At 33.1% G+C, this 24,205-nt stretch carries 21 protein-coding genes; 6 read left to right on the top strand and 15 right to left on the bottom strand.

The window, feature by feature from the left end; all coding sequences use genetic code 11:
- Nucleotides 1-708 carry a DUF445 domain-containing protein gene (locus tag MV589_RS01745; RefSeq protein ID WP_297431538.1) on the top strand — a complete coding sequence of 236 codons (708 nt, stop codon included), beginning with the start codon at nucleotides 1-3 and terminating at the stop codon, nucleotides 706-708.
- Between the two features lie 5 nt (nucleotides 709-713).
- Here the strand turns inward: MV589_RS01745 and MV589_RS01740 are convergent, their stop codons facing one another.
- Together MV589_RS01740 and MV589_RS01735 are read right to left on the bottom strand one after the other, a co-directional pair.
- Entirely contained in the window at nucleotides 714-920 is a 207-nt protein-coding gene (locus tag MV589_RS01740) for an RNA-binding S4 domain-containing protein (RefSeq protein ID WP_297431447.1), read from the bottom strand.
- Entirely contained in the window at nucleotides 910-1,176 is a 267-nt protein-coding gene (locus MV589_RS01735; RefSeq protein ID WP_297431445.1) for a GIY-YIG nuclease family protein, read from the bottom strand. The genes MV589_RS01740 and MV589_RS01735 overlap by 11 nt, the downstream gene beginning before the upstream one ends.
- Before the next feature lie 152 nt (nucleotides 1,177-1,328).
- Between MV589_RS01735 and MV589_RS01730 the strand changes: the two genes are divergently transcribed.
- Nucleotides 1,329-2,057 carry a response regulator gene (locus tag MV589_RS01730; protein WP_297431443.1) on the top strand — a complete coding sequence of 243 codons (729 nt, stop codon included), beginning with the start codon at nucleotides 1,329-1,331 and terminating at the stop codon, nucleotides 2,055-2,057.
- 22 nt (nucleotides 2,058-2,079) lie between these two features.
- Here MV589_RS01730 and MV589_RS01725 read toward each other — a convergent pair whose 3' ends face one another.
- From MV589_RS01725 to MV589_RS01695, 7 genes are all read right to left on the bottom strand, one after another.
- On the bottom strand, nucleotides 2,080-4,371 hold the full coding sequence (locus MV589_RS01725; RefSeq protein WP_297431441.1) for a hybrid sensor histidine kinase/response regulator: 2,292 nt from the start codon (nucleotides 4,369-4,371) through the stop codon (nucleotides 2,080-2,082).
- A 6-nt stretch (nucleotides 4,372-4,377) separates the two neighbouring features.
- Nucleotides 4,378-5,193, bottom strand: coding sequence for a peptide deformylase (locus MV589_RS01720; protein ID WP_297431439.1), 816 nt, complete (start codon nucleotides 5,191-5,193; stop codon nucleotides 4,378-4,380).
- Nucleotides 5,194-5,260: 67 nt separating this feature from the next.
- Complete coding sequence (locus tag MV589_RS01715) at nucleotides 5,261-5,419, bottom strand: hypothetical protein (protein WP_297431438.1); 159 nt, start codon at nucleotides 5,417-5,419, stop codon at nucleotides 5,261-5,263.
- Between the two features lie 21 nt (nucleotides 5,420-5,440).
- A complete protein-coding gene (locus MV589_RS01710; RefSeq protein ID WP_297431437.1) occupies nucleotides 5,441-6,913 on the bottom strand; it encodes an NAD(P)/FAD-dependent oxidoreductase in 1,473 nt (490 codons plus the stop codon).
- 141 nt (nucleotides 6,914-7,054) lie between these two features.
- Nucleotides 7,055-9,622: an aminopeptidase N gene (pepN, locus tag MV589_RS01705; RefSeq protein WP_297431435.1), complete on the bottom strand. Its 2,568-nt coding sequence runs from the start codon at nucleotides 9,620-9,622 to the stop codon at nucleotides 7,055-7,057.
- On the bottom strand, nucleotides 9,615-12,800 hold the full coding sequence (locus MV589_RS01700) for an EAL domain-containing protein (RefSeq protein ID WP_297431433.1): 3,186 nt from the start codon (nucleotides 12,798-12,800) through the stop codon (nucleotides 9,615-9,617). Before MV589_RS01700 ends, pepN begins: the two co-directional genes overlap by 8 nt.
- Nucleotides 12,801-12,811: 11 nt before the next feature.
- Nucleotides 12,812-14,089, bottom strand: a complete 1,278-nt coding sequence (locus tag MV589_RS01695; RefSeq protein ID WP_297431430.1) for a DEAD/DEAH box helicase — start codon at nucleotides 14,087-14,089, stop codon at nucleotides 12,812-12,814.
- 99 nt (nucleotides 14,090-14,188) lie between these two features.
- Here MV589_RS01695 and MV589_RS01690 point away from each other — a divergent pair, with 99 nt between their 5' ends.
- Complete coding sequence (locus MV589_RS01690) at nucleotides 14,189-14,677, top strand: DUF2062 domain-containing protein (protein ID WP_297431428.1); 489 nt, start codon at nucleotides 14,189-14,191, stop codon at nucleotides 14,675-14,677.
- 10 nt (nucleotides 14,678-14,687) lie between these two features.
- Here the strand turns inward: MV589_RS01690 and MV589_RS01685 are convergent, their stop codons facing one another.
- The 4 genes from MV589_RS01685 to hemN are packed head-to-tail and all read right to left on the bottom strand — an operon-like array spanning nucleotide 14,688 to nucleotide 18,422.
- A complete protein-coding gene (locus MV589_RS01685) occupies nucleotides 14,688-14,990 on the bottom strand; it encodes a DUF1294 domain-containing protein (protein ID WP_297431426.1) in 303 nt (100 codons plus the stop codon).
- Nucleotides 14,990-15,766, bottom strand: a complete 777-nt coding sequence (gene lgt, locus MV589_RS01680; RefSeq protein ID WP_297431424.1) for a prolipoprotein diacylglyceryl transferase — start codon at nucleotides 15,764-15,766, stop codon at nucleotides 14,990-14,992. The genes MV589_RS01685 and lgt overlap by 1 nt, the downstream gene beginning before the upstream one ends.
- A gap of 1 nt (nucleotide 15,767) precedes the next feature.
- Nucleotides 15,768-17,051 (bottom strand): (Fe-S)-binding protein, encoded by a 1,284-nt coding sequence (locus MV589_RS01675; RefSeq protein ID WP_297431422.1) that lies wholly within the window; start codon nucleotides 17,049-17,051, stop codon nucleotides 15,768-15,770.
- A gap of 3 nt (nucleotides 17,052-17,054) precedes the next feature.
- The gene (hemN, locus tag MV589_RS01670; RefSeq protein ID WP_297431421.1) at nucleotides 17,055-18,422 is read right to left on the bottom strand and encodes an oxygen-independent coproporphyrinogen III oxidase; all 1,368 of its coding nucleotides are present in this window, start codon (nucleotides 18,420-18,422) and stop codon (nucleotides 17,055-17,057) included.
- A 126-nt stretch (nucleotides 18,423-18,548) separates the two neighbouring features.
- On the opposite strand from hemN, the gene MV589_RS01665 reads away from it, so the two are divergent.
- Nucleotides 18,549-20,561 (top strand): LTA synthase family protein, encoded by a 2,013-nt coding sequence (locus MV589_RS01665; RefSeq protein ID WP_297431418.1) that lies wholly within the window; start codon nucleotides 18,549-18,551, stop codon nucleotides 20,559-20,561.
- Here MV589_RS01665 and MV589_RS01660 read toward each other — a convergent pair.
- Nucleotides 20,550-21,605, bottom strand: a complete 1,056-nt coding sequence (locus tag MV589_RS01660) for a glycosyltransferase family 9 protein (RefSeq protein WP_297431416.1) — start codon at nucleotides 21,603-21,605, stop codon at nucleotides 20,550-20,552. The genes MV589_RS01665 and MV589_RS01660 overlap by 12 nt on opposite strands.
- An 84-nt stretch (nucleotides 21,606-21,689) precedes the next feature.
- Between MV589_RS01660 and MV589_RS01655 the strand changes: the two genes are divergently transcribed.
- Both MV589_RS01655 and MV589_RS01650 read left to right on the top strand, forming a co-directional pair.
- A complete protein-coding gene (locus MV589_RS01655) occupies nucleotides 21,690-22,583 on the top strand; it encodes an NAD-dependent epimerase/dehydratase family protein (protein WP_297431414.1) in 894 nt (297 codons plus the stop codon).
- 93 nt (nucleotides 22,584-22,676) lie between these two features.
- Nucleotides 22,677-23,768 (top strand): glycosyltransferase, encoded by a 1,092-nt coding sequence (locus tag MV589_RS01650; RefSeq protein WP_297431412.1) that lies wholly within the window; start codon nucleotides 22,677-22,679, stop codon nucleotides 23,766-23,768.
- Here MV589_RS01650 and MV589_RS01645 read toward each other — a convergent pair.
- Nucleotides 23,760-24,205 (bottom strand): O-antigen ligase family protein (locus MV589_RS01645; protein ID WP_297431411.1); only part of this gene is annotated, 446 nt, incomplete at its 5' end. The two genes, MV589_RS01650 and MV589_RS01645, sit on opposite strands and share 9 nt — an antisense overlap.

Here is a 24,205-nt window from a genome sequence, read left to right as displayed (position 1 = left end):
TTGCAACTAAATAAGAGTTTTATAACCAACTTCACTGCGTTTATATTAGTTTTACTATCATACACTTTTACCAAATACCATGAGCCTCTTTTATATACTGGACTTTTTGCACTTTCAGGAGCACTTACAAACCAACTAGCCATCTATATGCTTTTTGAAAAAATACCATTTTTATATGGTTCTGGCGTTATTGTAAATCGTTTTGAAGCCTTTAAAGAAGCTATTAAAAATCTTATAATGCAAGAGTTTTTTACACAGGAACAACTTGAAAAATTTTTTCAAAATGAAGAGCAAAAGATAAACTTAGCTCCAATTATAGAAGAGACCGACTTTACACCTGCGTTTGATGCACTTTCTAAAACTGTAATGGAGTCTTCTCTTGGTGGAATGCTGGGAATGTTTGGAGGAGAGAGTGCCTTAGAGAGCCTAAAAGAACCATTTTCATCCAAAATGAAATCAGCTGTCATTAAAATAGTAAACTCTAAAGCCTTTAATGCCACACTCGCGCAACATATGCAAAATTCAACCCTTAATAATGATTTACTAAATTCCATTGAAAAAATCATTGATGAAAGATTAAACGAACTTACACCACTTATGGTCAAAGAGATTGTCCAAAAACTCATAAAAGAACATCTTGATTGGCTTGTTGTCTGGGGAGGAGTCTTTGGAGGACTTATCGGTCTTGTAAGTTCATTTTTACTATAGAAGAATTATTTTACTTCTATAGTTACATCATCTCCAACTATTAGAACATCGCCAGAAACTATCTTTGCCCGTTTACGAGTCTCTGTTTCTCCGTTGCGTTTAACATAGCCATCTGCAACTATCATTTTAGCCTGTCCACCTGTATTTACTAAATCTAACACTTTTAAAAGTTTATAAAGTTCTATATACTCTTCTTCTAAATCAAATACCATTACATTCTCCATATTTTTCTGTAATCATACCCAATTTATCTTCTTTTTTAAGTTTTTTAATTGCTGCTTCGCGTTTAGAGGCACTACTTCGATCTTGACACTCTTCACTATAGACTAATCTAACAGGTCTTCTTAGACGAGTGTACTTTGCACCTTTTTTAGATTCATTATGCTCTTGCACTCTTCTTTGTAAATCTGTTGTAATACCAGTATAGAGTGTATTATCACTACATTTCACCATATAAACAAAATACATACAAACCTCTTGTAAATAGACTTCTTGTATAACTATATCACATATTAGTGTAATTTAGTAACAATAATATTACAAAGTTCTTACAAGCATTGTAAATAATAAAAAGTTATAATATAATCACTATATATTTTTATCACAATTTAGGACATACAATGCAAAAACAACGAGTAATAATAGTAGAAGATGACGAAATTACCTCATTAAACTTAAATATGTCTCTACAAAAACATGGATATAGTGTCGTTGCAGTATGTGATAATCCAGAACAGGCAAAAAATAAAATTCAAACGCACAATCCTGATGTTCTTATTGTAGATATTTCACTCCAAGAGAGTACTGACGGGATTGAACTTGCAAAAGAGATCAAAGCCAAATATAACATTCCATTTATCTATCTTACATCTTATAGTGATGAAGCCACAATAGCGCAGGCAAAACAGACGGAACCTTATGGTTACATAGTAAAACCATTTGACCCAAACTCGCTTCATGCCACTATTCAAATGGCTCTTTTTAAATTTGATGTTGAGAATCAAAAAGAAGAAAACATTCATACTTTAAAAGTTGATAAAACAAATCTGGAAAAGCTACTTTATTCAAAAAAAGAGAGCAATAGACCTATTGTTCCTTTTGGAGAAGATTATCATCTCGACATTAGCATTTGTGAAACTTTTTACAAAAATAAAAAGATAAAACTTACAAAAAAAGAGAATGCCTTTTTACGCCTACTTGTGGCACAACTTGGCGTGGTAGTCACCTTTGATCAGGCAATGAACTATGTTTGGGATGAGAATGGAGCAACAGAAAATAGTGTAAGAACACTCGTTTGGAGACTCAGAAACAAACTTGAAACAGCATCATCAAAAATGCTTCTGGCATAGGTTACTACATAGAGGAGTAGTTTTAGATTATCTTAATTTGATCTAGCTTCTCTTTTATGATTTTATAACTCCCCATAAAATCATAACTTTCATCTTCTTCTTTTGCTTTTACTTCCATCTTTCCAGCAATATTTTGTAATAACTCAAGTCTAAAATTCCCACTAGAGCCTTTTATACTATGACAAAGTAAGGCAATTTTTTTATACTGCTTCAACTCAATCGCATCACATAAATCAGGAAGTGTCGTCCGCATCTTTTTAAGAAAGAGCGTTAAAAGCATCACCAGTTCATCATTACTAAGCATTAACTCTTTGCAAAGTTTTTGTGTATCTAGTCCAGATATGACACTATTTTGTAACCTATCATCATCTTTTGCATCGTTATCAATACTAAAGGAGTCGAGTTTTACATAAGACATAAAGAGACGCTCAAGCTCTTTAAGTATGACAGGTTTACCCAAAAAAGCATCGAATCCACTTAGTAACCCTCGCTCTTTTGCTCCTTTTATAACATTTGCAGTAAGTGCGGAAATTGGCGTATGTCGCAAACCATGTAACTCTTCATACTCTATTATTTTACTGACCGATTCTATTCCATCCATTACAGGCATCTGTTCATCCATCAAAATCAAATCATATTTATTTGTTTTATAGAGTTCAAACGCAGCGAGTCCATTATTTGCTACATCAAAAGTCAAACCATACTTTGTCAAAATAATTTTAATCAATTCCTGATTTGCTTCATTATCCTCAGCAATAAGAATATGACCTTTGAACTTATTTGTAATTTTTTTATCATAGTCAGCATCATCACGAGGATTTATCAACTCATCAAAAGCTTTATGAATCTTAGAGCAGTACAGAGGAAAACAGATAGAATTGATGCTTTTATATTTGTCATAGTCATCATATTCTCTACTCATCAACGCTATACTATGCTTTTTAGATGCTAACACTTTCTGCACAAACGCAGCATTATGCTCTTCGTGTACAAAAATAAAAATGTCGCACTTACTTTCTAATGTATCAATAACCTCGAGTTGCATTCCAAAAACTTCAGCATATTTAATAAATGATTTATGCTTTACACTAAGTTGCATATCTTTAGCATAAATCGCCATTTTCAACTCTTGATATGTTTTTATATCTTCAACAATATTACATTCATTACTTATCACTTCTATAGGAATTTCAACATAAAATGTACTCCCCTCACCTACTATAGAAGTTGCACCAACATTGCCACCCATAAGTTTTGCAAGCTGATTAGAGATTGAAAGCCCTAAACCCGTTCCATTTTTATTGTACTCAACATGCTCCTGAGCTTGAGCAAAAGCTTCAAAAATATGTGTCAGTTCCGCTGCACTAATACCTATACCGCTATCTGTAACATTTATTTTAAGATACCCATCATTACACTCTGCTTCAACAACTATAACACCACTCTCTGGAGTAAACTTAATAGCATTACTTAAAAAATTGGAAAGAATTTGCTTAATTCTCAAAATATCACCAAAAAGTTCTTTTGCAATATTAGGATTTATAAAAGAGATAATGGTTATATCTTTAGAATTTGCACTTGCAACAAAAAGCTCCATTGTATGGCTTAACTCTTCATGCAAAGAAAAAACCTTAGGTTCTATTGTAAATTCACCACTTCTAAGTTTTGAAAAGTCTAAAATATCATTAATAATACTCAGTAAATTTTCACCACTGTTTAAAATTATATTAAGATAATTTCTATGCTTTTTAGATATATCTTCATTTATAAGTAGATTGACAAAGCCTAAAATAGCATTTAAAGGCGTTCTAATTTCATGTGACATATTTGAAAGGAAGTACTCTTTTGCCTGGGAAGCAAGCATGGCTTCTTGTATGGCATCAATGAGTTTTTGAAAAATTGCATCCGTATAAAATTTTAAAATTCCACGGAAATTTTTATCAAAAATATAAGAAATCTCTTCAAAAATCTGTTTTGAATTAAGATTACTATCATAAGAGAAATCAAGCATAGAGCGTCTAAAATGACTACAGAGTTCAAAAAGTTCATCTGCGCTTATTTCACGATACTTCAAATAGACTAAAAGTTCCTTCATAACAGGACAGTTTCCTATAATGGTTTTTCCAGAAATAACGCCCATAAAATAGTCAAATACACCATTTGCATAATTTTTAATAAAATACTCTTCATCAATATTATGCTCTTGTAAAATGCTCTTTGGAGAGTGATACTCAACCCATTGATGCACAATTATGAATTTATTTGCTAAAAACACATCTTGTGATGCAAATAAAATAGGAGTTTTATTCTGCATTATACTTTACCAAATAAAATAGTATGAAAGCAGCATAATAATACAAAGTCTCAAAAGAGAGACAGTTACAGTACCTATAATATTTCCAAGTTGACAACTATCACATGAAACATACTTTTTTCCCTCATACTGTGCATAAAAGAAATAGACAATATCTAAGCCTACCACACCCAATGCGCTATAAACTTGTAAGTTCCATAGGATTGCATTATTGTGCATAAAAAATGAACTTACAAATAACAGAGCAATAAACACTGTAAGAAGGTTGGAGACGAGGAGGATTTTATCTCTTTTAAATGTACGGGGACAGTAGCCACCCTGTGTTTGATTTTCTAAAGAAGCGCTACTCTTTTGAGATATACCTTTTTCAAAGCGTTCTTTCTCTGCTTTTGACATTTTATGTATAAAGGTTGCACCAAAAGTATAGTCAATCTTTCTTTGGAGTAAAATTGCCAAATCACCACTTGCTTTAAGTGTTTGATCTTCGCCATTTTTATCTTGATAAACAATACTAACACTCTCAAAACGCTTAATTTTTGCACTTTTATTTGGATAGTAAGCAGTAGTCTCTTCACTCTCAACGCTACCACTATGTCCAATAAGACGGGGATTTATTATCTCTATAAAAGTATCGTTATTTTTAATGAGTATAACATTAAAATAATTACCTATCTGATAAGCAGCCAATCCATCTAAATGATTTTCATTCATAGTATCTTTAAGATCTTCTATCAAGGAAAATAGTTCTGTATCAAACACTCTTACATCGGTAGCATACTCTACGCTTAAAGGTGTGGGATATTGGATAATAGTACGAACCATAAGAGACCTTTTTGTAAGGAAATTGCGGTGTTGCGAAAGTAAAACTTTCGCAACATAAAATAATTAACTAGTGACTTTTTCCAACTACAATAATCATCTTTACATTAATAATGACAAATCTAATAAATTGCCAAATTACACAAGTTCTCATTGAACGAGCAAACTTACCTGGTATCATTGTTAAACTAAATTGTTCTTTTTCAAAATTTAATTCTTCTTCTTTCATAGTATATCTCCCTTTTTATTTTTATTCTGGAATTAGAGTCCAGCCTGGATTTAGTTTAGCTTTATAGATAAACAAGAAATGTAAAATATGTTTAATCCAGTGTCCAGCAAGACCGATTTCACCAAAAGTGTAATCTGTATCACGACCAGTTCCTGGGTATTTTTCAAAGTCAGGTACAACAGGATAAACAGTCATAGCTGCAGCAGTACCAGTAAATACACCTTTACCTGCAGAAGCAACACAAGCAGCACCCATTTCAGCCATAGAAGCTTCATGTAAATGAGCATTTTCACCTTTTGTCATCAAGTCACATACAGAGTGTGCAACCGCTTTACCAATAATACCAGAAGGCATACCAGTTCTTGGAGGAGTCGGGTTAATAGGAGTTCCATTTGGAGACTTCATTGGTTTAGAAATAAGATGTGGTGGTGCAAAAGCAATACCAGCTGCAAACATATTTGAGTATGTAGGATTTTGGTATGTTCTTGGCCAGTCACTAGCTTTCCACTCTGCATAAGGCTTAGCAGTATAATCAGCATCAACTTTCATAAATCCGTTTGGAGCGAAAACTGTACCTGTAATATCTTCACCAGCTTTGTCGTAAGCTTTTAAGCCAACACCTGCAAATGGTGGAATAAGCATAGCAAAGTCAAACTCTTCTTCGCCTTTGCTACCATCAAGAAGTTCATACTCTACTTTACCATTTTCTACTTTAGAAGTATGTGCACCAATTAACCAATCAATACTACGCTCAGCATAGAGTGATTCAGCAAAAAGTTTAGAAGACACTACATATCCGCCAACTTTCATATGAAGTCCACCCATACCAAAATCACCTAAAAATGACTCATTTGAGATCCATTTAATATCTGCCATATCACGAACACCAGATTTTCTTAGCTCATTTTCAATATTAAAGATATACTCAAACGCAGCACCCTGACATGTACACATACCATGACCAGTACCAATTAAGAATTTTTGACGAGTTCCACCTTTCATTTTTTCAATAGCTTCTGCAAGTTTATGAGAAGCGTGAACGGCATGGTCTGCAGTACAAACAGAGACTGTATTGTCACCCATCTGACCATTACCATCACCAAGACCTGGTGTAGCATCAAAGTTCAGTTTTGGACCAGTAGCATTTACTAGATAATCATACTCAACTACTTCAGTTTCTCCAGCTTTACCCTCTTCTGTGTATTCAATTGTAACAAAAGGTTTTTCACTAGAGTCACTCCCTTCTGGATTAATTGAAACTGCTTTTGCTTGATGAAATGTAATACCCGCTTTCGCGTATACAGGAGCTAAGTCAAAAGTAACTTCCTCTTTTGTCATTTGACCGACACCAACCCAAATATTAGACGGAATCCAATTCCATTTACTATTTGGTGTAACTACCACAACTTCATGTTGCGAACCTAACCATTTTGCAGCGAATGTAGCTGTTGTATGACCAGCAACACCACCACCTAATACAACTAATCTTGCCATATAATTTTCCTTCTCGATTTAAATTATAAATAATTCTATCAAAATTCTACACTATTAACCAATTATATTTTAAAATATATTTTATAAGTCAGGTTTATATCAGCTTATAATAGGGACTTATCTTAGGGAAAAATCATTTTTTTAACTATTTTTTAAAATTTTATTAATAATCTCGTATGTATTATTTGATAAATTATGTGTAGAAACTACACGTTTCAATTCTCTATTTATAAGTTCTTTATTTGTATCTAACAACTTATCATAAATTTTAAACGCTCCAGCAAGCCCAGAAGCCATCTGTGGGTTGATTTTATCTATCTCAATAATCTTATTTGCTAAAAATTTATATCCACTTCCATCCTCTTTATGAAAGTGTTTATGATTACGAGAAAATGAGCCAATAAGTGAACGCACAAGATTTGGAACTTTCTCATCATATACTTTATCGAGTTGCATTCTCTCTACTCTCTCTAAAAGTTCTTCTTTATCTGCTGAAGCTATGATTGCAAAGTATTTATTCATAACCAGTGTTTCATCTTTATATTTCTCATAAAAATCTTTTAACGCTTCATCTGCAAACAGAGCATGAATATTTTCTAATACATCAAGAGCCACAACGCGATCAGTCATGGTTACAGACTCTTCATACTGTTTTTTTGCCATCTCTGCCACTTCATCATCTTTAGAGGCAGAAATAATTTTAAGCACTCTATTTTTAATAGCCCTTTGTGCAATATCTTTTGCTTCAAGTCTATCTGAGAGAGGAAAATGATTTGCACTGTATATTGCTAAAAGTTTCTCTTTATATGTATGCACAATTTTATTTAAAAGTCTCTCTTTAACATCATATATAAGTTTAAAATCAATTTTCTCCTGCATCTGCATAAGCGCACTTATAGAGGGTAACTCAAGCAGATGTGCTTTATATAACAAATCTACATCTAAATCCAATAGATGACCATAAGCTACTAGAAATTTATCATCTATATCCTCACCTTTTAACATTTTATTCATAGTTTGCAGGGCAAAATTTTGTGTTGCTTCATACTGCACAAAACTATTTGTATCGTGTTGCATTAAAAAGGCGTAGTTGGTCTGCTCTTGTTCTATTATAAAAGGAGCAGAAAAATCTCTATTTATAGAGAGAACTGGCTTAGATGTAAAGCCTTCAAATAAAAACTCTTCACTCTCTTTGGATACTTTAAGCGTTTTTTGCACTATCTCCTCACCATTAACATCTAAAAGCCCCATTTTTAATGGAAAATAGTACGGTTCCTGTTTATCACCATTAACTGCGTTTGGAATTACCTGTCTTAAACGCAGCCTGTAAACACCATCACTAAACGCCTCTTCTACTTTGAGTTTTGGTGTACCACTTTGATGATACCATCGTTTAAACTGCTCTAAGTCCTCTGCACTAGCACTACTCATAGCCCATAAAAAGTCATCTGTAGTTACCGCTTGTGCATCAAAAGTTTCAAAGTATAAATCCATAGCTTTACGGTAATTTTCTTTACCTATAAGCGTATAAATCATACGAATAACCTCAGCACCTTTTTCATAAACTGTTGCTGTATAAAAGTTATTCATAGAGATGTACGATTTTGGTTGGATTGGATGACGAGTAGGAGAGCTGTCTTCTACAAATTGCCTCTCACGGAGTGCTTTTACATCTTCTATGCGTTGCACTGCACTTGAGTTCATATCAGCAGAGAAACATTGATCACGAAAAACAGTAAGTCCCTCTTTAAGAGTAAGCTGAAACCAATCACGGCAAGTAATACGATTTCCAGTCCAATTATGAAAATACTCATGAGCAATGACTGACTCTATACCCATAAAGTTTGCATCAGTTGCTGTATCCATATCTGCTAAAACATAGGCAGAATTAAAAATATTGAGCCCTTTATTTTCCATAGCTCCCATATTAAAACTATCGACTGCTACAATATTGTAAATTTCTAAATCATACTCGCGACCATAACTCTCTTCATCCCACTTCATTGCCTCTTTAAGTGAACGCATTGCATGAAAACATTTTGATTCATTACCCAAATCACAATAGATATTGAGTGCAATCTCTCGTCCACTCATCGTAGTAAAAGTATCATCAATGCTTCCTAAATTCCCTGCAACAAGAGCAAAAAGGTAAGATGGTTTTGCAAAAGGATCATGCCAAGTTACACCATGTCTGCCATCAAAACTATCATGACACTCTACTTTGTTACCATTACTTAAAAGTACAGGGTACTTCTCTTTGTCTGCAATAACAGTAGTCGTAAAAACACTCATTACATCAGGACGGTCAAGATAAGGAGTAATACTTCTAAAGCCCTCAGGCTCATTTTGTGTACAAAAAATATCTCCAGATTTATAAAGACCCTCTAGTTCAGTATTATTTTGTGGGTAAATCTTATTTTCTATTTTTATCTCAAAACTCTCTGAAACATTTAAAATAGTAAGTGAATCATCATCAACTACATATCTATTTTCTGTAAGTTTCATTCCATTTAAACGCAGCCCTAAAAGTTCAAGGTTTGCCGTGTCAAGTTTCAGTTCACTTACACTTGCATCAAGTTTAGAAATCTGCATTACATTGGTAACAAGCGTTTCCTCTTCAAAGAGCTCAAATGTAAGATGGACACTCTCTATTTTAAACGCAGGTTTTTTATAATCTTTCAAAAATTTCTCTACTACTTGTTTATTCATCTATTTTTTCCTTATATTTTTTCAAAAACTTCTCGGCATCTGAGTAAGACAATGCTTCTGCATACAAAAAGCCTTGTATAATATGACAGCCATTTTGTACCAAAAAGTGTTCTTGCTCTTTTGTCTCAACACCCTCAGCTATTAAAGTAAATCCAAGATTTTCACCCAGCGCAATAACAGCTTTTACAATGGCACAATCCTCATCATCTTGTGGTATATCAAGGATAAATGACTGGTCAATTTTTAATTTATCAATGGGAAAGCGTTTGAGGTAAGCAAGAGATGAATACCCCGTTCCAAAATCATCTACCGATATTCTAATCCCAAGAGCATGAATCTCTTGCAACTTACTTATTGCCTCTTGCGGATTACGCATAATGTCATTTTCTGTAATTTCAACTTCCAAGTATTGCGTTTTTAACTCATTCATCGCTAATTGCTGTGTCAAAAATTCTAAATATCCCTTGTTAGAAAGCTCTTGAGCCGCGAGATTTATGGAGATTCTCCCCTCACACAGTCCCTCTTTTTGCCAAAGAGCAAATTGCTTTGTAGCCTCTTTTATCATTTTTTTATCTATTTCAACTATAAGACCAGTCTCTTGAGCAAGATCCATAAAAACATCGGGTAAAATCACTCCCTCTTTTGGATCATTCCATCTCATTAAAGCTTCAAAGCCCATCACCTTATTGGCAACAACATCAACCTGTGGTTGATAATATACTTCAAATTCATCATTCTCTATTGCCTGACGTAATCTCGTTTGCATTAAAATTTTAGAATAGGCTTCTTTACTCATTTGAGGAGAATAAAACTGAAAATTATTACGCCCCTCTTCTTTTGCTTTGTACATAGCCGCATCTGCATTTTTTAACAAATCTGTCGCATTAAGAGCATCTTGTGGAGCCAGAGTTATACCTACGCTTAATGATATATAAATAGTATGCTCTTGAATAATAATTGGTTCTTTAGATATTGCCAACATCTTTTGAGCAATAAAAATAGATTCTGGAATGTGTTTTATACGCTCAACAAGCAAGGTAAATTCATCGCCGCCTAAACGCGCTAAAGTATCCTCTTTTCTTACATTTTTAAGCAATCTACTTGCAACAACTTTAAGAACCTCATCACCCGCCTGATGTCCCAAAGAGTCATTTATCTCTTTAAATCTATCTAAATCAATAAAATAAAGAGCTACCAAATGCCCACTGCGTTTAGACTTTTCAATGGCAACATGAAGTCTGTCTTGAAACAAAGCTCTGTTTGGAAGATTTGTCAAAGCATCATAATATGCCTGATGTTTTAGCTCTTTTGTTCTTTGTTCTACCTTTTGTTCCAACTCTGCATTGAGTCTTTGCAAAGCAACTGTTTTTTCATCAACTTTCTGTTCAAGGACACTGTTTGCTCGTCTAAGAATCACAGATCGATAAAATAGAGCAAACAGTACCAAAATTAAAACTCCTACTATGTCATAAAAGAGTCTATAATCCTCACGCGATTCAAGAACAACAGAAGACCATTGGTTTTGAATCTGGTTCAATTTTACAGGATTAGCACTATTAATTGCAGACTGCAATATATTACGAAGCATTTTTTCATTTTTTTGTGTAGCAATAGCCAAGTTATAGCCTATAGGTAGCTTTGCATCTATTTTAATATTTTCAAGATTATGTTCTTGAATATAGTATGAAATTACTTTTGCAGTATTGATAAAACCAAACACTTTCCCTTCATTTACCAGTCTAAGTCCATCCCCAACCGTTGCAACTTTCACTATATTCATATTTCCATAAAGATTCTTTAAATCATCAAGAACTGCAGAGTGACGAATGACGGCGTACTTTTTCCTTAGTTTATCTCTAAAATTTTCTACAAAGCTTTTATCCGTTGTAGTAGCAACAACATAAGGCGCATAATAATAAGGAGCAGTAAAGGAGAGAAACTTTTTTCGCTCTTTGGTAATCCCCGCCATTGGCAATAAGTCACACTTCTTTGCTCTAATGGCAGCTATACTCTCTGCCCAATTCTCTGTTTTGTAGAGCTGCGTTTGAACAGGAATATTTTTCATAAACAGTTTGAAATAATCAGACCCCATTCCTCTATATTTTCCATCTTTATCTATCCACTCATAAGGTTTCCATTTAGGATCAACGCAAATAGTGATTTTTTTCTTTTTTAGTAAATATTTTTGTTGCGCATATGTTAAAAAAGAACTTTTCAATGAGCGTTGATAAATATAATTTTGCAAATCATTTTTATTAACAGACAAGCCTTTTCTATTAAGGTACTCCTGATAAATAAAAGTCAAATTTTCACCATTAATCTCTCCAATAGCATAAAGATTTTGCAACATTAATGACTTTGTAGTTTTTCCCTCATATATTAAAGCATCAAGTGATTTTCGTTTTGAGTATTTTGTATAAATGACTTTAGCACTCTTTTGAATATGTGCAAGCGCATACTCCCACCCTTTTTTTGTAGCATCTAAAAAGGCATTAACCTCTTTTTTATGTTTACTCACATACCCGTTAAAAGAAAAAAGGTTATTTGCGGTTGTCACAAAACCATACTCTATAGGGTCTATAGTATTAAAAGCCACTCCCCTTTTTTTGAGCTCATAAATTTGATCAGTTTTAAATACAGACATAGCATCTACGCGCTTTTGTATAAAATCTTGAAGATTAAAAGTAGGATGCACAAATTTAGCAATCGTAGGATTAATATCGTAGTAGCGTAAAAGCGCATCAAGAGAGGTTTCATAAATTTCATTGCCTCCCATCATAATGGTTTTAGCCCGCAACTGTGAAATATCTTTAATAGAGGGCTGCGTCACTAAAACAAGTGGAGAGTGCTGAAAGTAAGTTGCAAGCAGTTTTACATCCATTAGTTTGTTATTTTTATCAAAAAGCAGCGCACCGTTTTGTAAAAAATATTGGACTTTATGCTCTTTAATTTTTTGACGAATATCACCACCATTATATTCAAGTAGCTTTACATCCAAACCTGCATCTTTATAGTAACCCAGCTCTTTTGCCATTATAAAGCCAGCAAATTGAAAAGAATACTTCCATTGAAGCTGCAGTGTTACTTTTTTTAAAGGTGTCGCATTTTTTGTAGTTTGCGCAAAAAGCCCACTATAAAAAGTAAAGAGTAAAAAAATTACCAAAAAACCGCGCTTCATCACTTAAACCTTTAGTCTCTTTTTGTAGTTTTTCTCTTCTTTTTCATCACTTTAAGAGATTTTGCAGTCACTCTTTTTGCTTCTGCTTTTTTTTGAAACTTTTTTGCCTCTTTTTTATGTTCAGATTTTAGCTTCACTTCATCTATATCTTTACGGCGAATATTTGGATCTGGCTCAAAACCTTCAACAACTTCTTGAGGTATCTTCTCCCCTATAAGTTTTTCAACATCGCGTATTTCATATTTTTCATAAATATCAATAAGACTAATAGCTTCACCTTCACGCCCTGCACGCCCAGTACGTCCAACACGATGCACATAATCTTCAGGAATTGAAGGGAGTTCATAGTTAATAACATAAGGAAGCTCTTCAATATCAAGCCCACGAGATGCAATGTCGGTTGCAACAAGCACACGAAAGAGACCATCTTTAAATTGATTGAGTGTTTTAAGACGATTTGCTTTGGTTTTATCACCATGAATAACACCACACTTAAGACCATCTTTTTTCAGCTCCTCTGCAAGGGAATCTGCACTCGCTTTTGTACGGGTAAAAACCAAAACCTGAGGAAAGTTTCTTGATCCAATGATGTACGCTAAAAGTTCTGCCTTTCTATCGGTATCTACCAAATATGCCACTTGATTTATTGTATCTACGGTCGTATTATGTTTTGCAGTCTCTATAAACGCAGGCTTTGTCAAAATCAGTTTTGAGAGTTTTCTTACCTTATCTGAAAAAGTTGCAGAAAAAAGAAGTGTCTGATGGCGTTTAGGTAAAAGCGGATGGATTTTTCTAATATCTTTTGTAAAACCCATATCTAACATTCTATCTGCCTCATCAAGCACGAAAACTTTAACATCCTGCAAAGATAAGCCATTTTCAAGATGTTCAAGCAGTCGCCCAGGTGTTGCGATGACTATATCTGTACCACGCTTAAGCTGCTCTCTCTGTTTTTGCAAATCTTTTCCACCCACTAAAATAGTAGTTTTTATATCCATATACTTAGAAAATTTCACAATATCATCATGAATTTGAATACTAAGTTCACGCGTAGGTGAGAGGATAATAGCACGCACACCACTACCCTCACTTGGTTTTCTAAGTTTTTGTAAAATCGGCAGTGCAAACGCAGCAGTTTTTCCTGTTCCTGTCTGTGCAGTTGCAAAGATGTCTTTTTTAGATAAGATCACAGGAATAGCCCGTTTTTGGACAAGTGTAGGTTCTTTATAACCCAAATCATTTACAGCATCAAGCAACGGCTTGAATATTCCTAATTTTTCAAAAGACATTTTATTCACCCTAAAATTAATATACTTTATTCTAACATATTTAGCATTTGTAAGCTCTTAGCTGATATAATTCGCAAAAATATAAAGAAGTAATAAATTATGCTTAGAAAAACACTTAAAAATACCTCAAAACATGAGAAACTCCGTGCCTTTATAAAAAAATCTAAAATTCCACCAGAATATCTCTCTCCAAGTAGAAAAATGATTTCTCGTGGTGTACTTATAGGACTCTTCATTGCATTCATACCTATGCCTATGCAGATGGCGGCAGTTTTACTCTTTGTTCCATTTGTAAAATTCAATGTTCCCATCGGACTAGCAATGTGTTGGCTAAGTAATCCCATTACGATGCCACCAATGTACTACATGGAGTATCTCACTGGTTCTTTTTTACTTCATATGAAACCACAACCAGTTGAGATGACGCTTTCATGGTTTTCAAACAACCTTGACAATATTTTTATACCACTCTATTTTGGAACAGCAATATACTCTATATTTGGCTCAATCTTAGGATATTTTTTAGTAAATTATTTGTGGAAACTCTCGGTAAAGAGAGATAAGAAAAAGCACTATACAAAAAGGTAAAGAATCAAAATTAGAATAAAGAGGGGCGTATAAAAGTAAGTGTATGAAAATCAAAAAAGTAATACACAAGCGTAACTATCCATAAAAGTATAATTACAATATGTACAATTAAAAAAGAAGACTTGCTTACTTTGTGCCTAAAAATGTACATACTAAGAGTTGCGCCTAAAAATCCGCCAAGAAGTGCAAAAGTATGGAGTTCATTCTCTGAGATTCTGCGTTTAGAAGATTTAGCAAGGAGTTTATCAATCCAGTAAACTATAAACGCAGCAACATTTATAAAAATAAAATAAGCAAGTATGACTTTTTGCACTATTTTTTACGACTCCGAATTAACAATATAACACCTGCTATAAGAAAAGGAATACTCAACAGTTGCCCTGTTGTTAAATCAATGCCCAAAGAGTAATCAGCCTGTCTTACTTTTACAAACTCTACTACAAAACGAACAGTGAAAATAAGCACTAAAAAGAGTCCAAGCATAAACCCTTTTTTTACCTTGTTTATATAATTTTTGTAAACATACAAAAGAATAAAAAAGATAATAAGATATGAAAATCCTTCATAAAGCTGTGCAGGATGACGAGGTAAATTATCTACTCTTGCAAAGATAATTGCCCAAGGAACATCTGTAGGTTTACCTAAAATTTCAGAGTTCATAAAGTTACCCATACGAACAAAAAATCCAAAAAGTGCAGTAGGAATAACAAACCTGTCTATAAGCCACATAAAATCGACTTTATACTTTTTACATCCATAGTAAAGCCCAATAAGAACACCAGCTCCACCACCATGAGAGGCAAGTCCACCCTCCCATACTGCAAAGATTTTCATAGGGTGTGCCATATAGTAATCAGGGTCATAAAAGAAACAGTGTGCCAATCTTGCACCTACGACAATTCCCACAACTGCATACAAAAAGAGTGGTTCAATGCTACTCTCATCTTTGCCCTCAATTCTATAAACTCTTTTCATAAACTCTAATCCAACAAGAATTGCCGTTGCAAAGAGAAGTCCATACCAGTAAATATGAAAAGGTCCAAATGAAAACAGAATAGGATTTGCATCCCAAACAAAATAGTGTTGCATTCTATTTTCTCAAAGCTTCAGCTATTAGCTCTATCGGGTTTTTAAATATTGTATCAACTTCTGCATAGTTCATAGAAGCATTGATCTGCATACGACACGCTGAACACTCGGCACTTACTATCTGGGCACCCGTCTCTTTTATCATCGCAGCTTTAGGCGCGCCTGCAGCTTTTGCAAACTCATACTTTTCACTCTGCATCGTCACACCACCAAATCCACAACATCTGTTTGGGTCACTCATTTCGACTATTTTATAATTTTGGCGAATAAGATTACGTGGCTCTTCATGGATTCCCTGCATCTTTTTTGCATGACAGGGGTCGTGATAAGTAACTATTTTAGGTATCTGCTCTTTTTGTGCCAAAATTGTTTCAAGTTCTGTATGGTGTTGGAGCCACTCTGTCGCCATAAAGACTTTTTTCATTACTTTTTTTGCTCTCTCTTTCCACTCTGGCTGGTCATGAAAGTAGTGTTCATAATCAATTTTCAGCATAGCAGAACAAGTTGCTTCTGGCACTAAAATAGCTTCAACATCATCTGCAAATTTTTCAAAATACTCGATGTTAAACTTTGCATTATAATCAACCGTATCAAAATCACCTGTAAAATAGGCAGGTGCAGAACAGCACTTCTGACTTTTTGCCAAAAAGGCATCTATCTCAAGTGCCTCTAATATCTCTAAAAGCGAATCTCCAATATTTCTAAAGTTGTAATTTCCTAAACAGCCAATAAATATAGCAACCTTGCGTTTACCACCATTGTTGATATTTTCAGGATGTGCATTTAAAAAAGAGGTTCTTTTCAAACTCGGCAAGAGTCTGTCCACTTTTAACATAGGAAAGTTAAAACGCGAGTGCATAGAGTCAATGTCAGCTTTTATCTTAAATCCACAAGTTTGAAAAACCCAACCCATCTTAAACGCAAGGTCATTGAGCCAACGGTGACGAAGCAGTAGAAAAAATGCTTTTTTATACCATGCTATGCCATATTTTTGGGCAATGTCATTACGCACTTGCTCTATTATCATATCTGTCGGGAGTGATTTTGGACAAACTTCAACACAGTTCGTACATAAAAAACAACTCTCAAATATATCTTTTGCACTCTTATCAAGCTCTAAATTCCCACGTTTATACTCACCCAAAAGGTCAATAAACCCACGAGGAGAGGTAACCTCATCTGCATTTATATTATGAATAGTACAAACAGGAATACACTTTCCGCACTTTACACAATCATCAGCGATTTCATCAAAACTGAACATATCTTCTGGCTTTTTACTCATTGCTTACACCGTTTTAGAAAATGTTTTATTGCTGCTTGCATGTTGTTTCATATAAGCATCAAAAGGCATAGCAATATTTCGAATAAGTAGTGTTCCAGTTTCAGAACACTCTATTTTTTTATTGCTAAGTGTTATAAGCCCGTCATCTACAAAAGGTTTCAGCGCTTCTATTGCATCAGCAAAATACTCTTGGAAATTTACATTGTAAAGTTTTTCAAATCGTTTAATGTCTAGTTTGAAGTTACTCATCAACTCCATAATGACATATTGACGAATCATATCATCTTCATTTAAAGAAACACCTCTCTCAAATGGAAGTTTCTGTGCATCAATAGCAGCTTCATATGATGGCATATCCTTAAAGTTTTGGGCATAATAATCTACACCTTCACCAATGGAAGTAAGACCAACACCTATAAGATCTGCGCCGCCCTTAGTCGTATAGCCTTGAAAGTTTCTGTGCAGTTCGCCTTTTTCTATGGCTTTAAAAAGCTCATCTTCAGGTTTTGCGAAGTGATCCATCCCTATCATTTTATAGCCGTTCTTAGTTAAAAAATCAATGGTGTACTGCATAATTTGCAGCTTCTCATCTGGACGAGGCAGCGTTGTCTCATCTATCTTACGCATTGTCTTTTTAAGCCACGGCACATGCGCATAGTTAAAGACTGCAAATCTATCAGGGTTAAGTGTAAGTGCAAGAGCGAGTGTCTCTTTAAAAGTCTCTAAAGTTTGAAATGGCAATCCATAAATCAAATCTACATTTACTGAGTGCATATTATATTTTCTCGCCAAGTCCATTGCATCTTTTGTAACATTATATGGTTGCACACGATGCACTGCAATTTGTACTTTTTCATTAAAATCTTGAATACCAAAACTTACACGGTTAAAGCCATGAGAAGCCATCACTTTCATTTGATCTTCATTAATATGACGAGGATCTATCTCACATGAAATTTCGGCATCTTTTACAAAGTTAGGAAAATAAGATTTTATTTCACTAATGATCTCATCAAGCTGCGCTGCTGAAAAGAATGTCGGAGTACCTCCGCCAAAATGCATTTGAATTACCTTGCGTTTCATATCAAGATGTTGTGAAAGAATTTTAAGTTCGCGTTTAAGATAGTCTATATAACGAACCATTTTATCTTCTTTAGAAGTAAAAACAACATTACATCCGCAAAAATAGCAGGCATTTTTACAAAATGGAAGATGAAAATAGAGACTCAAAGGACGTTTACTATCTTGAGATTCCAACTTATTTATATACTCGTCATACTTAAAATCATCTTTAAATTCTAAAGCTGTAGGGTAAGAAGTGTAACGGGGACCAGGTTTTGAGTACTTTGTAAATTTTGCAAAATCTAACATTTTCATCCATTTGTATTGATTTAAAAACTTGTTTAATAACTGCGATTATCTCTAAAAAATACTAATAAAGTGATTAAGGGCTTATAAAATATGTTAAAATAGCAAATAATTTTATTAAGGATTTTTATGCAAACAAATGAAAAAATAACATTTCAACATATACTTTATTTACTTAAGTCTTCTCTTTATGTTCAGCTCATTATGCTTCTCTTTATGTCTCTTTTTCGGCTATTTTTCTACTTCTCATTTGCTCCTGATACAGTAAAAAATGTACCATTTTCAGAAATTTTGGGTGCATTTTGGCTTGGAAGCAGACTTGATCTATCCATTCTTGGATACACCTTTATACCTATTGTACTTATGGCAATTCTCTTTACATTTTTACAAAGAAGAGTCTCTTATAAAGTTACAAAGCCCTTATTTATTTGGTATCTATTTATCATAGATGTTGTCGCTTCTCTTATTCTCGCTGTTGATTATGGATATTATGCTTTTTTTAATGAGCATATTTCCATCTTTATATTTGGTTTTTTTAACGATGATACAACTGCCCTTTTAAAAATATTTTGGAAAAATTATCCGACCATTAAAATTTTTATAGTAGCAATACTCTATATATCTACATTAGCCTTTATAATTAAAAAAATATTCTCCCTGCCTATGTCAAAAAAAGAGAAAACCTTTAAAATATCTACACAATTTTCAATCCTTTTTACTATTGCATTAGTGACTCTTTTAGCTATTCGGGGCTCTGTTGGTATGTTCCCAATTTCTCATTGGATTAAAGATGTATCAAGCAATCACTTTGTCAATCAGGTCAGAAAAAACTCTGTTTACTCATTAATAGATGCCGTAAACTACTATAAAAAAAGTTTAAAATCACAAAGAAATCTTGTAAAAGAGATGGGATTTGAAAACAATATAAGTGCTGCATTTCAAATAGTTACAAACAAAAAAATAATCAATCTACAAGATCCAGAAAAAAATCTACTGAAAACAACACCTTACAATAAACAGATACAAAAACTTAAGCCAAATGTCGTTGTTATTCAAGTTGAAAGTTTTGGAACACCAATTTTAAAGTATGAAAGTGACCATTTTGACATTATGAGACATCTTAAAAAACATTTTGAAGAAGATACTCTATTCACAAATTTTATCTCGGCTGCCAATGGTACTATTGTCTCTATGGAACCCTTACTATTAAATCTAGTAGCACGCCCAAATACCATTCCTTATGGACAAAGTATCTTTAAAAATATGCAATTTCCTACAGCAGCTGCTCGTGTCTATGAAAAAAATGGATATGAGACACGCTATCTTTATGGAGGAGATCTATCATGGAGAAATGTTGGTGGCTTTTTTCCTCATCAAGGATTCGAACATGTAGAAGGAAAAGTAAAAATAGCCCAAACACTTCATCTAAATAAAGCAAAAGATTTTCATGACTGGGGAGTTTATGATCAATTTCTCTACAAATATATTATCAAGAGATTAAAAGATGCCAAAAAACCACAATTTATCTATGCTATGACAACAAATAACCATCCACCATTTGAACTCTATGCAGATTATAAATCAAAAAAACTCACTATTGACGCAAACCTTTCAAAACATCTTAAAGGAGATCACAAAGGCATTCTCAAGCGACTCTATGACTATCAATACGCATTAGATATGGCTGGAAAATTTCTTGATGCGATTAAATCTTCACCACTAGCAAAAAATACTGTTGTTGTTATTACAGCAGACAACAATACTTTTGAGGGGCATATGAAATATGATCATTTCTATCAAGAGTCCAAACAGATACCGTTTTATATATATCTTCCTTCAAGTATAAAACCTAAAAAGCCCATAGATACATCAGTAGCTGGGTCACATAAAGATCTATTTCCAACGCTATACAATCTTACACTATCCAATAGTTCGTATATGGCTGTAGGAAATAATCTTTTAGATAAAAGTATATTGCATTGTGGCATTAATGAAGCAGGAGTTATTGTTACATCTGATGGAGCATTTGAATCTGGAGTTCCAAAAAATGAGATAGAGAAAAAATGTGATGCATATAGAAAAGCTAGCATAGCTGTAACTGACTTTCTCGTAAAAAATTGGTATAAAAGATTAAAGCATTAAATGCTTTAGAATCTTTACTGCCACCTCTTGAACAGATATATCTTTAATTTCTAAAGATATATCACGATCTTTGAGCGTTCCATATAATGTAGGTGCTGTTGTTTTAAACAGAGCGATTGTAGGTACGCCACTAGCACTTGCTAAATGCATAGGTCCTGTATCTCCACAGATAAAGGCATCCAAATTAGCCATAAATGCAGCGAGTTTTCGTAAATCTTTTTGAGAATATGCTACAACTTCATTGGAGAGTTTAACAGGAACATCTGGAGAGAGAATATCTATAAAGATAATTCTCTTATCTATTTTTTGTAATGACTGCACTAATTCTTGCCAATATTCATCATCAATAAGCTTATCAAAACGGGCATTTCTAAAAATCGCAAAAACTTTGCCATTACTCTTTTTACCTAATAGTTTAAAAAGTTCTTCACGACCCCGCTCCAACTCTTTTTCAGATAAAGCAATAGAGAGCTTTAAATTATAATCTGGAGATATATCAAAAATTTTCATAAGTTCCAAAGGTTTAAGTGCTTCATGATTAATCTCTAAGTCCTCTCTCTTTACACATCTATTGACTGGTGTAAAAGTGGTATCATTACAAAAAGCAACTTTATATGTAGATTTTGCTAAAAGCGTTGCCAAACGATCACTTGAAGAGTTTCCATTAAGATTCAAAACAACATCATATTTTTTAGCTCTTAATTGCCTAACATATTTGAAAAGTGCTACAGGATGTTTTAATAAAGCACGGGGAAAATCATAAATATTTTCAACATTTTTAAATCCAGTAAAAAGATTTTTTGTAAAAGGTGCACCAATTAAGACATCAATTTTTGCATTCGGAAAATTTGTTTGTAATTGTTGAATAAGAGGTGTTGTAAAAAGCATATTTCCTATACGATAGTTTATACGAATTACAAGGATACTCTTAATTTCAAAAGAATCAATAATTTCATTTGAAAGTTTTGGAGAAAAATAACGAAGTGAATTTCCAACTACTACTTTTAACTCTCTTCTAAATTTAACATGTAATGGTGCAGACACATAAACTCCTAAAATAAAAGAGAATTATATCTTTTTTAATCTTACTTTTGATAAAATGAAAAACTTTTATAAAAATGGAACAAAATGCAAAAGAAAATCTTAGTAACAGGTGGAGCCGGATTTGTAGGAAGTCACCTTTGTGAAAATTTATTAAAAAAAGGTCATAAAGTTTATAGCCTTGATAACTATTTTACTGGTAGTACACGCAATCATATAGAAGGTGTAATTTACATTAAAGGTGAAACAAAAGAGATTAAAAAACTTATTGATTTTGAGCCAAATATGATTTATCATCTTGGTGAGTATTCTCGTGTTGAGCAATCGTTCGAAGATATTGAGCTAGTTTATAGGCTTAATAAAATTGGTACATTTGAAGTTCTTGAATTTGCTAGAAAGGTTGGATGTAAAATTTTATATGCAGGTAGCAGTACAAAATTTGGTGATGGAGGCTTAGGTAGAGATGCCAGTCCTTATGCTTGGACTAAAGCAACAAATACTGAACTTGTAAAAAACTTTGAAAGATGGTTTAATGTTCCATATGCCATTACTTACTTCTATAATGTTTATGGCTCCCGAGAGATAGAAACAGGAAAATATGCAACGCTCATAGCACTCTTCAAAGAAAAAATGAGAAAAGGAGAACCACTTACAGTTGTAAGTCCAGGAACTCAAAAAAGAAATTTTACTCATATTGATGATATTATAAGTGCATTGATAAAAGTTGGAGAGTATGGTTATGGTGATGAATTTGGTATAGGACATGAAGAAGCCTATTCTATCCTTGAAGTTGCAGAGATGTTTTTAGGTATGAAAAAAGAAGAAGCCATAAAAAATGGTAAACTCATTATGCTACCAGAGAGAAAAGGAAATAGAATGGTAGCTGATGTCATGACAGAAAAGACAAAATCACTTGGATGGGAACCAAAAATGAAACTAAAAGAGTATATTAATAAACTTAGAGTTAATAATTGGGAGTAAGAATGAAAATAGCAGGAACTGGGTATGTAGGGCTTTCAAATGATTTACTTGATGTAAAAGAAAAAATTTATACTAGAGATATTTTTAATAGCAATGAATAATATAAATCAGGAAAAAAAGCCCACAGCAGTTATATGTTTATCTCATCATACTGGTGGAATGGAGTTAGCTGCTACAAAATTAGCAAAAATATTAGGCACATATATTGATGTAACTTACATAATAAAACAGGATACTTTTATACATAATGAATGTCTAAATAATCCTGATTATTCGTCAATTGAATTTGAAACAATAAATTTTTCAACAACAATGATGAGTCCAGGTATTATATCAGGAGTTAGAAAAATTTTACAACAAAAACATATTAAGAATGTAATATTTGTTGGTGCTTCTGAAATGAAATCATTATATTTTGCTTTTTTAGGCTTAGATATAAATTTAATTGTTAGGCATGGAACAATTAAATCTCACCCAAAAAAAGATTGGTTTCATAAATTAGTATATTCTAAAGTTGTATGGCATGTAGCTATTTCTAAATATATGTTAGGAAATATTGAATATATTATTCCATTTGGAAAAAATACAAAAGTAAAAGTCATCGTTCCCTCTTTAGCTAATAAACTTTGCATGAAAGAGAGAACTCCATCTCAACAAATAAGAATATTACATGCAGGAAGAGTAACATCAGGTAAAGGTATTGATAAAGCTATTCTCGCTTGCAAGATACTATATGATAATGAAATAGACTTTATATTTAATAATTATGGTCCTCACGATCAAAAATACAAAGAACAATTAGAGAGTCTCCTAAATTCTATATCATATAAAAATCATATACACATTAATGGATTTACAAATAATATTTATGAAAAATATAGAGAACATGATATTTTTCTCTTTCCAACTCCAGATGAGGGATATGGTAATGTTATGATGGAGTCAATTTCCCATGGTATTATAGTACTAGCTTTTGATAATACGGCCATAAGTAATTTTGGAGAAATGGGTTTTCATATTCATCTTGTTAAAGATCAAGATTTAAGTGCTCTTAAAGAAAGACTTCTATACATTGTTAAAAATATTACAGAAGAAAAAAAATTAGCTGAAAAAAATATTTTAATTGCTAAAAAAGTCTTCTCCCCTAAGCGTGAAGCCGAAGAATATATCTCTTTATTAATGTAATTTATATTTTAAAATTGATACACATACAAAGACAAGAATTGCCGTTATTACTATTTCTTTATTTACACGCTTATCATTAATATCTGCGGATATCGTCCTTCGTTTCTTATCAATCATTGTAATGCTAAGCATCACAATCCATAATGGCATAAAAAATCTTAAATTAAATTGTGTAGTTAAAATACCAAATGTTACTGCCAATGTAGAAAAGATCATTATAAAGCGTAGCTCTTTGTCTGGTTGATTGTACTTAAATATCTGATAATATATATTTAAAAAAAACAATAATCCCACAATACCGAGAGAGACAAATACGCTCAAAAATTGATTATGTTCATGAGGCATTGCATGAATACCAGAATACTTTTTAGGTACATTCCGTTCAATTTCATCCATTGAATCTCCTGTACCTACTCCAAAGAGTGGATGTTTCTTAA

The sequence above is a fragment of the Sulfurimonas sp. genome, assembly GCF_026991475.1.
GTDB lineage: Bacteria > Campylobacterota > Campylobacteria > Campylobacterales > Sulfurimonadaceae > Sulfurimonas.
The sequence above is the reverse complement of the archived record's forward strand: the minus strand, read 5'-3'. Positions and strand labels throughout refer to the sequence as shown.

Bases quoted from the DNA above. Each gene is read 5' to 3' on its own strand.
- MV589_RS01740 (WP_297431447.1), bottom strand. From the start codon at position 920: ATGGTATTTGATTTAGAAGAAGAGTATATAGAACTTTATAAACTTTTA.
- MV589_RS01735 (WP_297431445.1), bottom strand. From the start codon at position 1,176: ATGTATTTTGTTTATATGGTGAAATGTAGTGATAATACACTCTATACT.
- MV589_RS01730 (WP_297431443.1), top strand. From the start codon at position 1,329: ATGCAAAAACAACGAGTAATAATAGTAGAAGATGACGAAATTACCTCA.
- MV589_RS01725 (WP_297431441.1), bottom strand. From the start codon at position 4,371: ATGCAGAATAAAACTCCTATTTTATTTGCATCACAAGATGTGTTTTTA.
- MV589_RS01720 (WP_297431439.1), bottom strand. From the start codon at position 5,193: ATGGTTCGTACTATTATCCAATATCCCACACCTTTAAGCGTAGAGTAT.
- MV589_RS01715 (WP_297431438.1), bottom strand. From the start codon at position 5,419: ATGAAAGAAGAAGAATTAAATTTTGAAAAAGAACAATTTAGTTTAACA.
- MV589_RS01710 (WP_297431437.1), bottom strand. From the start codon at position 6,913: ATGGCAAGATTAGTTGTATTAGGTGGTGGTGTTGCTGGTCATACAACA.
- pepN (WP_297431435.1), bottom strand. From the start codon at position 9,622: ATGAATAAACAAGTAGTAGAGAAATTTTTGAAAGATTATAAAAAACCT.
- MV589_RS01700 (WP_297431433.1), bottom strand. From the start codon at position 12,800: ATGAAGCGCGGTTTTTTGGTAATTTTTTTACTCTTTACTTTTTATAGT.
- MV589_RS01695 (WP_297431430.1), bottom strand. From the start codon at position 14,089: ATGTCTTTTGAAAAATTAGGAATATTCAAGCCGTTGCTTGATGCTGTA.
- MV589_RS01690 (WP_297431428.1), top strand. From the start codon at position 14,189: ATGCTTAGAAAAACACTTAAAAATACCTCAAAACATGAGAAACTCCGT.
- lgt (WP_297431424.1), bottom strand. From the start codon at position 15,766: ATGCAACACTATTTTGTTTGGGATGCAAATCCTATTCTGTTTTCATTT.
- MV589_RS01675 (WP_297431422.1), bottom strand. From the start codon at position 17,051: ATGAGTAAAAAGCCAGAAGATATGTTCAGTTTTGATGAAATCGCTGAT.
- hemN (WP_297431421.1), bottom strand. From the start codon at position 18,422: ATGTTAGATTTTGCAAAATTTACAAAGTACTCAAAACCTGGTCCCCGT.
- MV589_RS01665 (WP_297431418.1), top strand. From the start codon at position 18,549: ATGCAAACAAATGAAAAAATAACATTTCAACATATACTTTATTTACTT.
- MV589_RS01655 (WP_297431414.1), top strand. From the start codon at position 21,690: ATGCAAAAGAAAATCTTAGTAACAGGTGGAGCCGGATTTGTAGGAAGT.
- MV589_RS01650 (WP_297431412.1), top strand. From the start codon at position 22,677: ATGAATAATATAAATCAGGAAAAAAAGCCCACAGCAGTTATATGTTTA.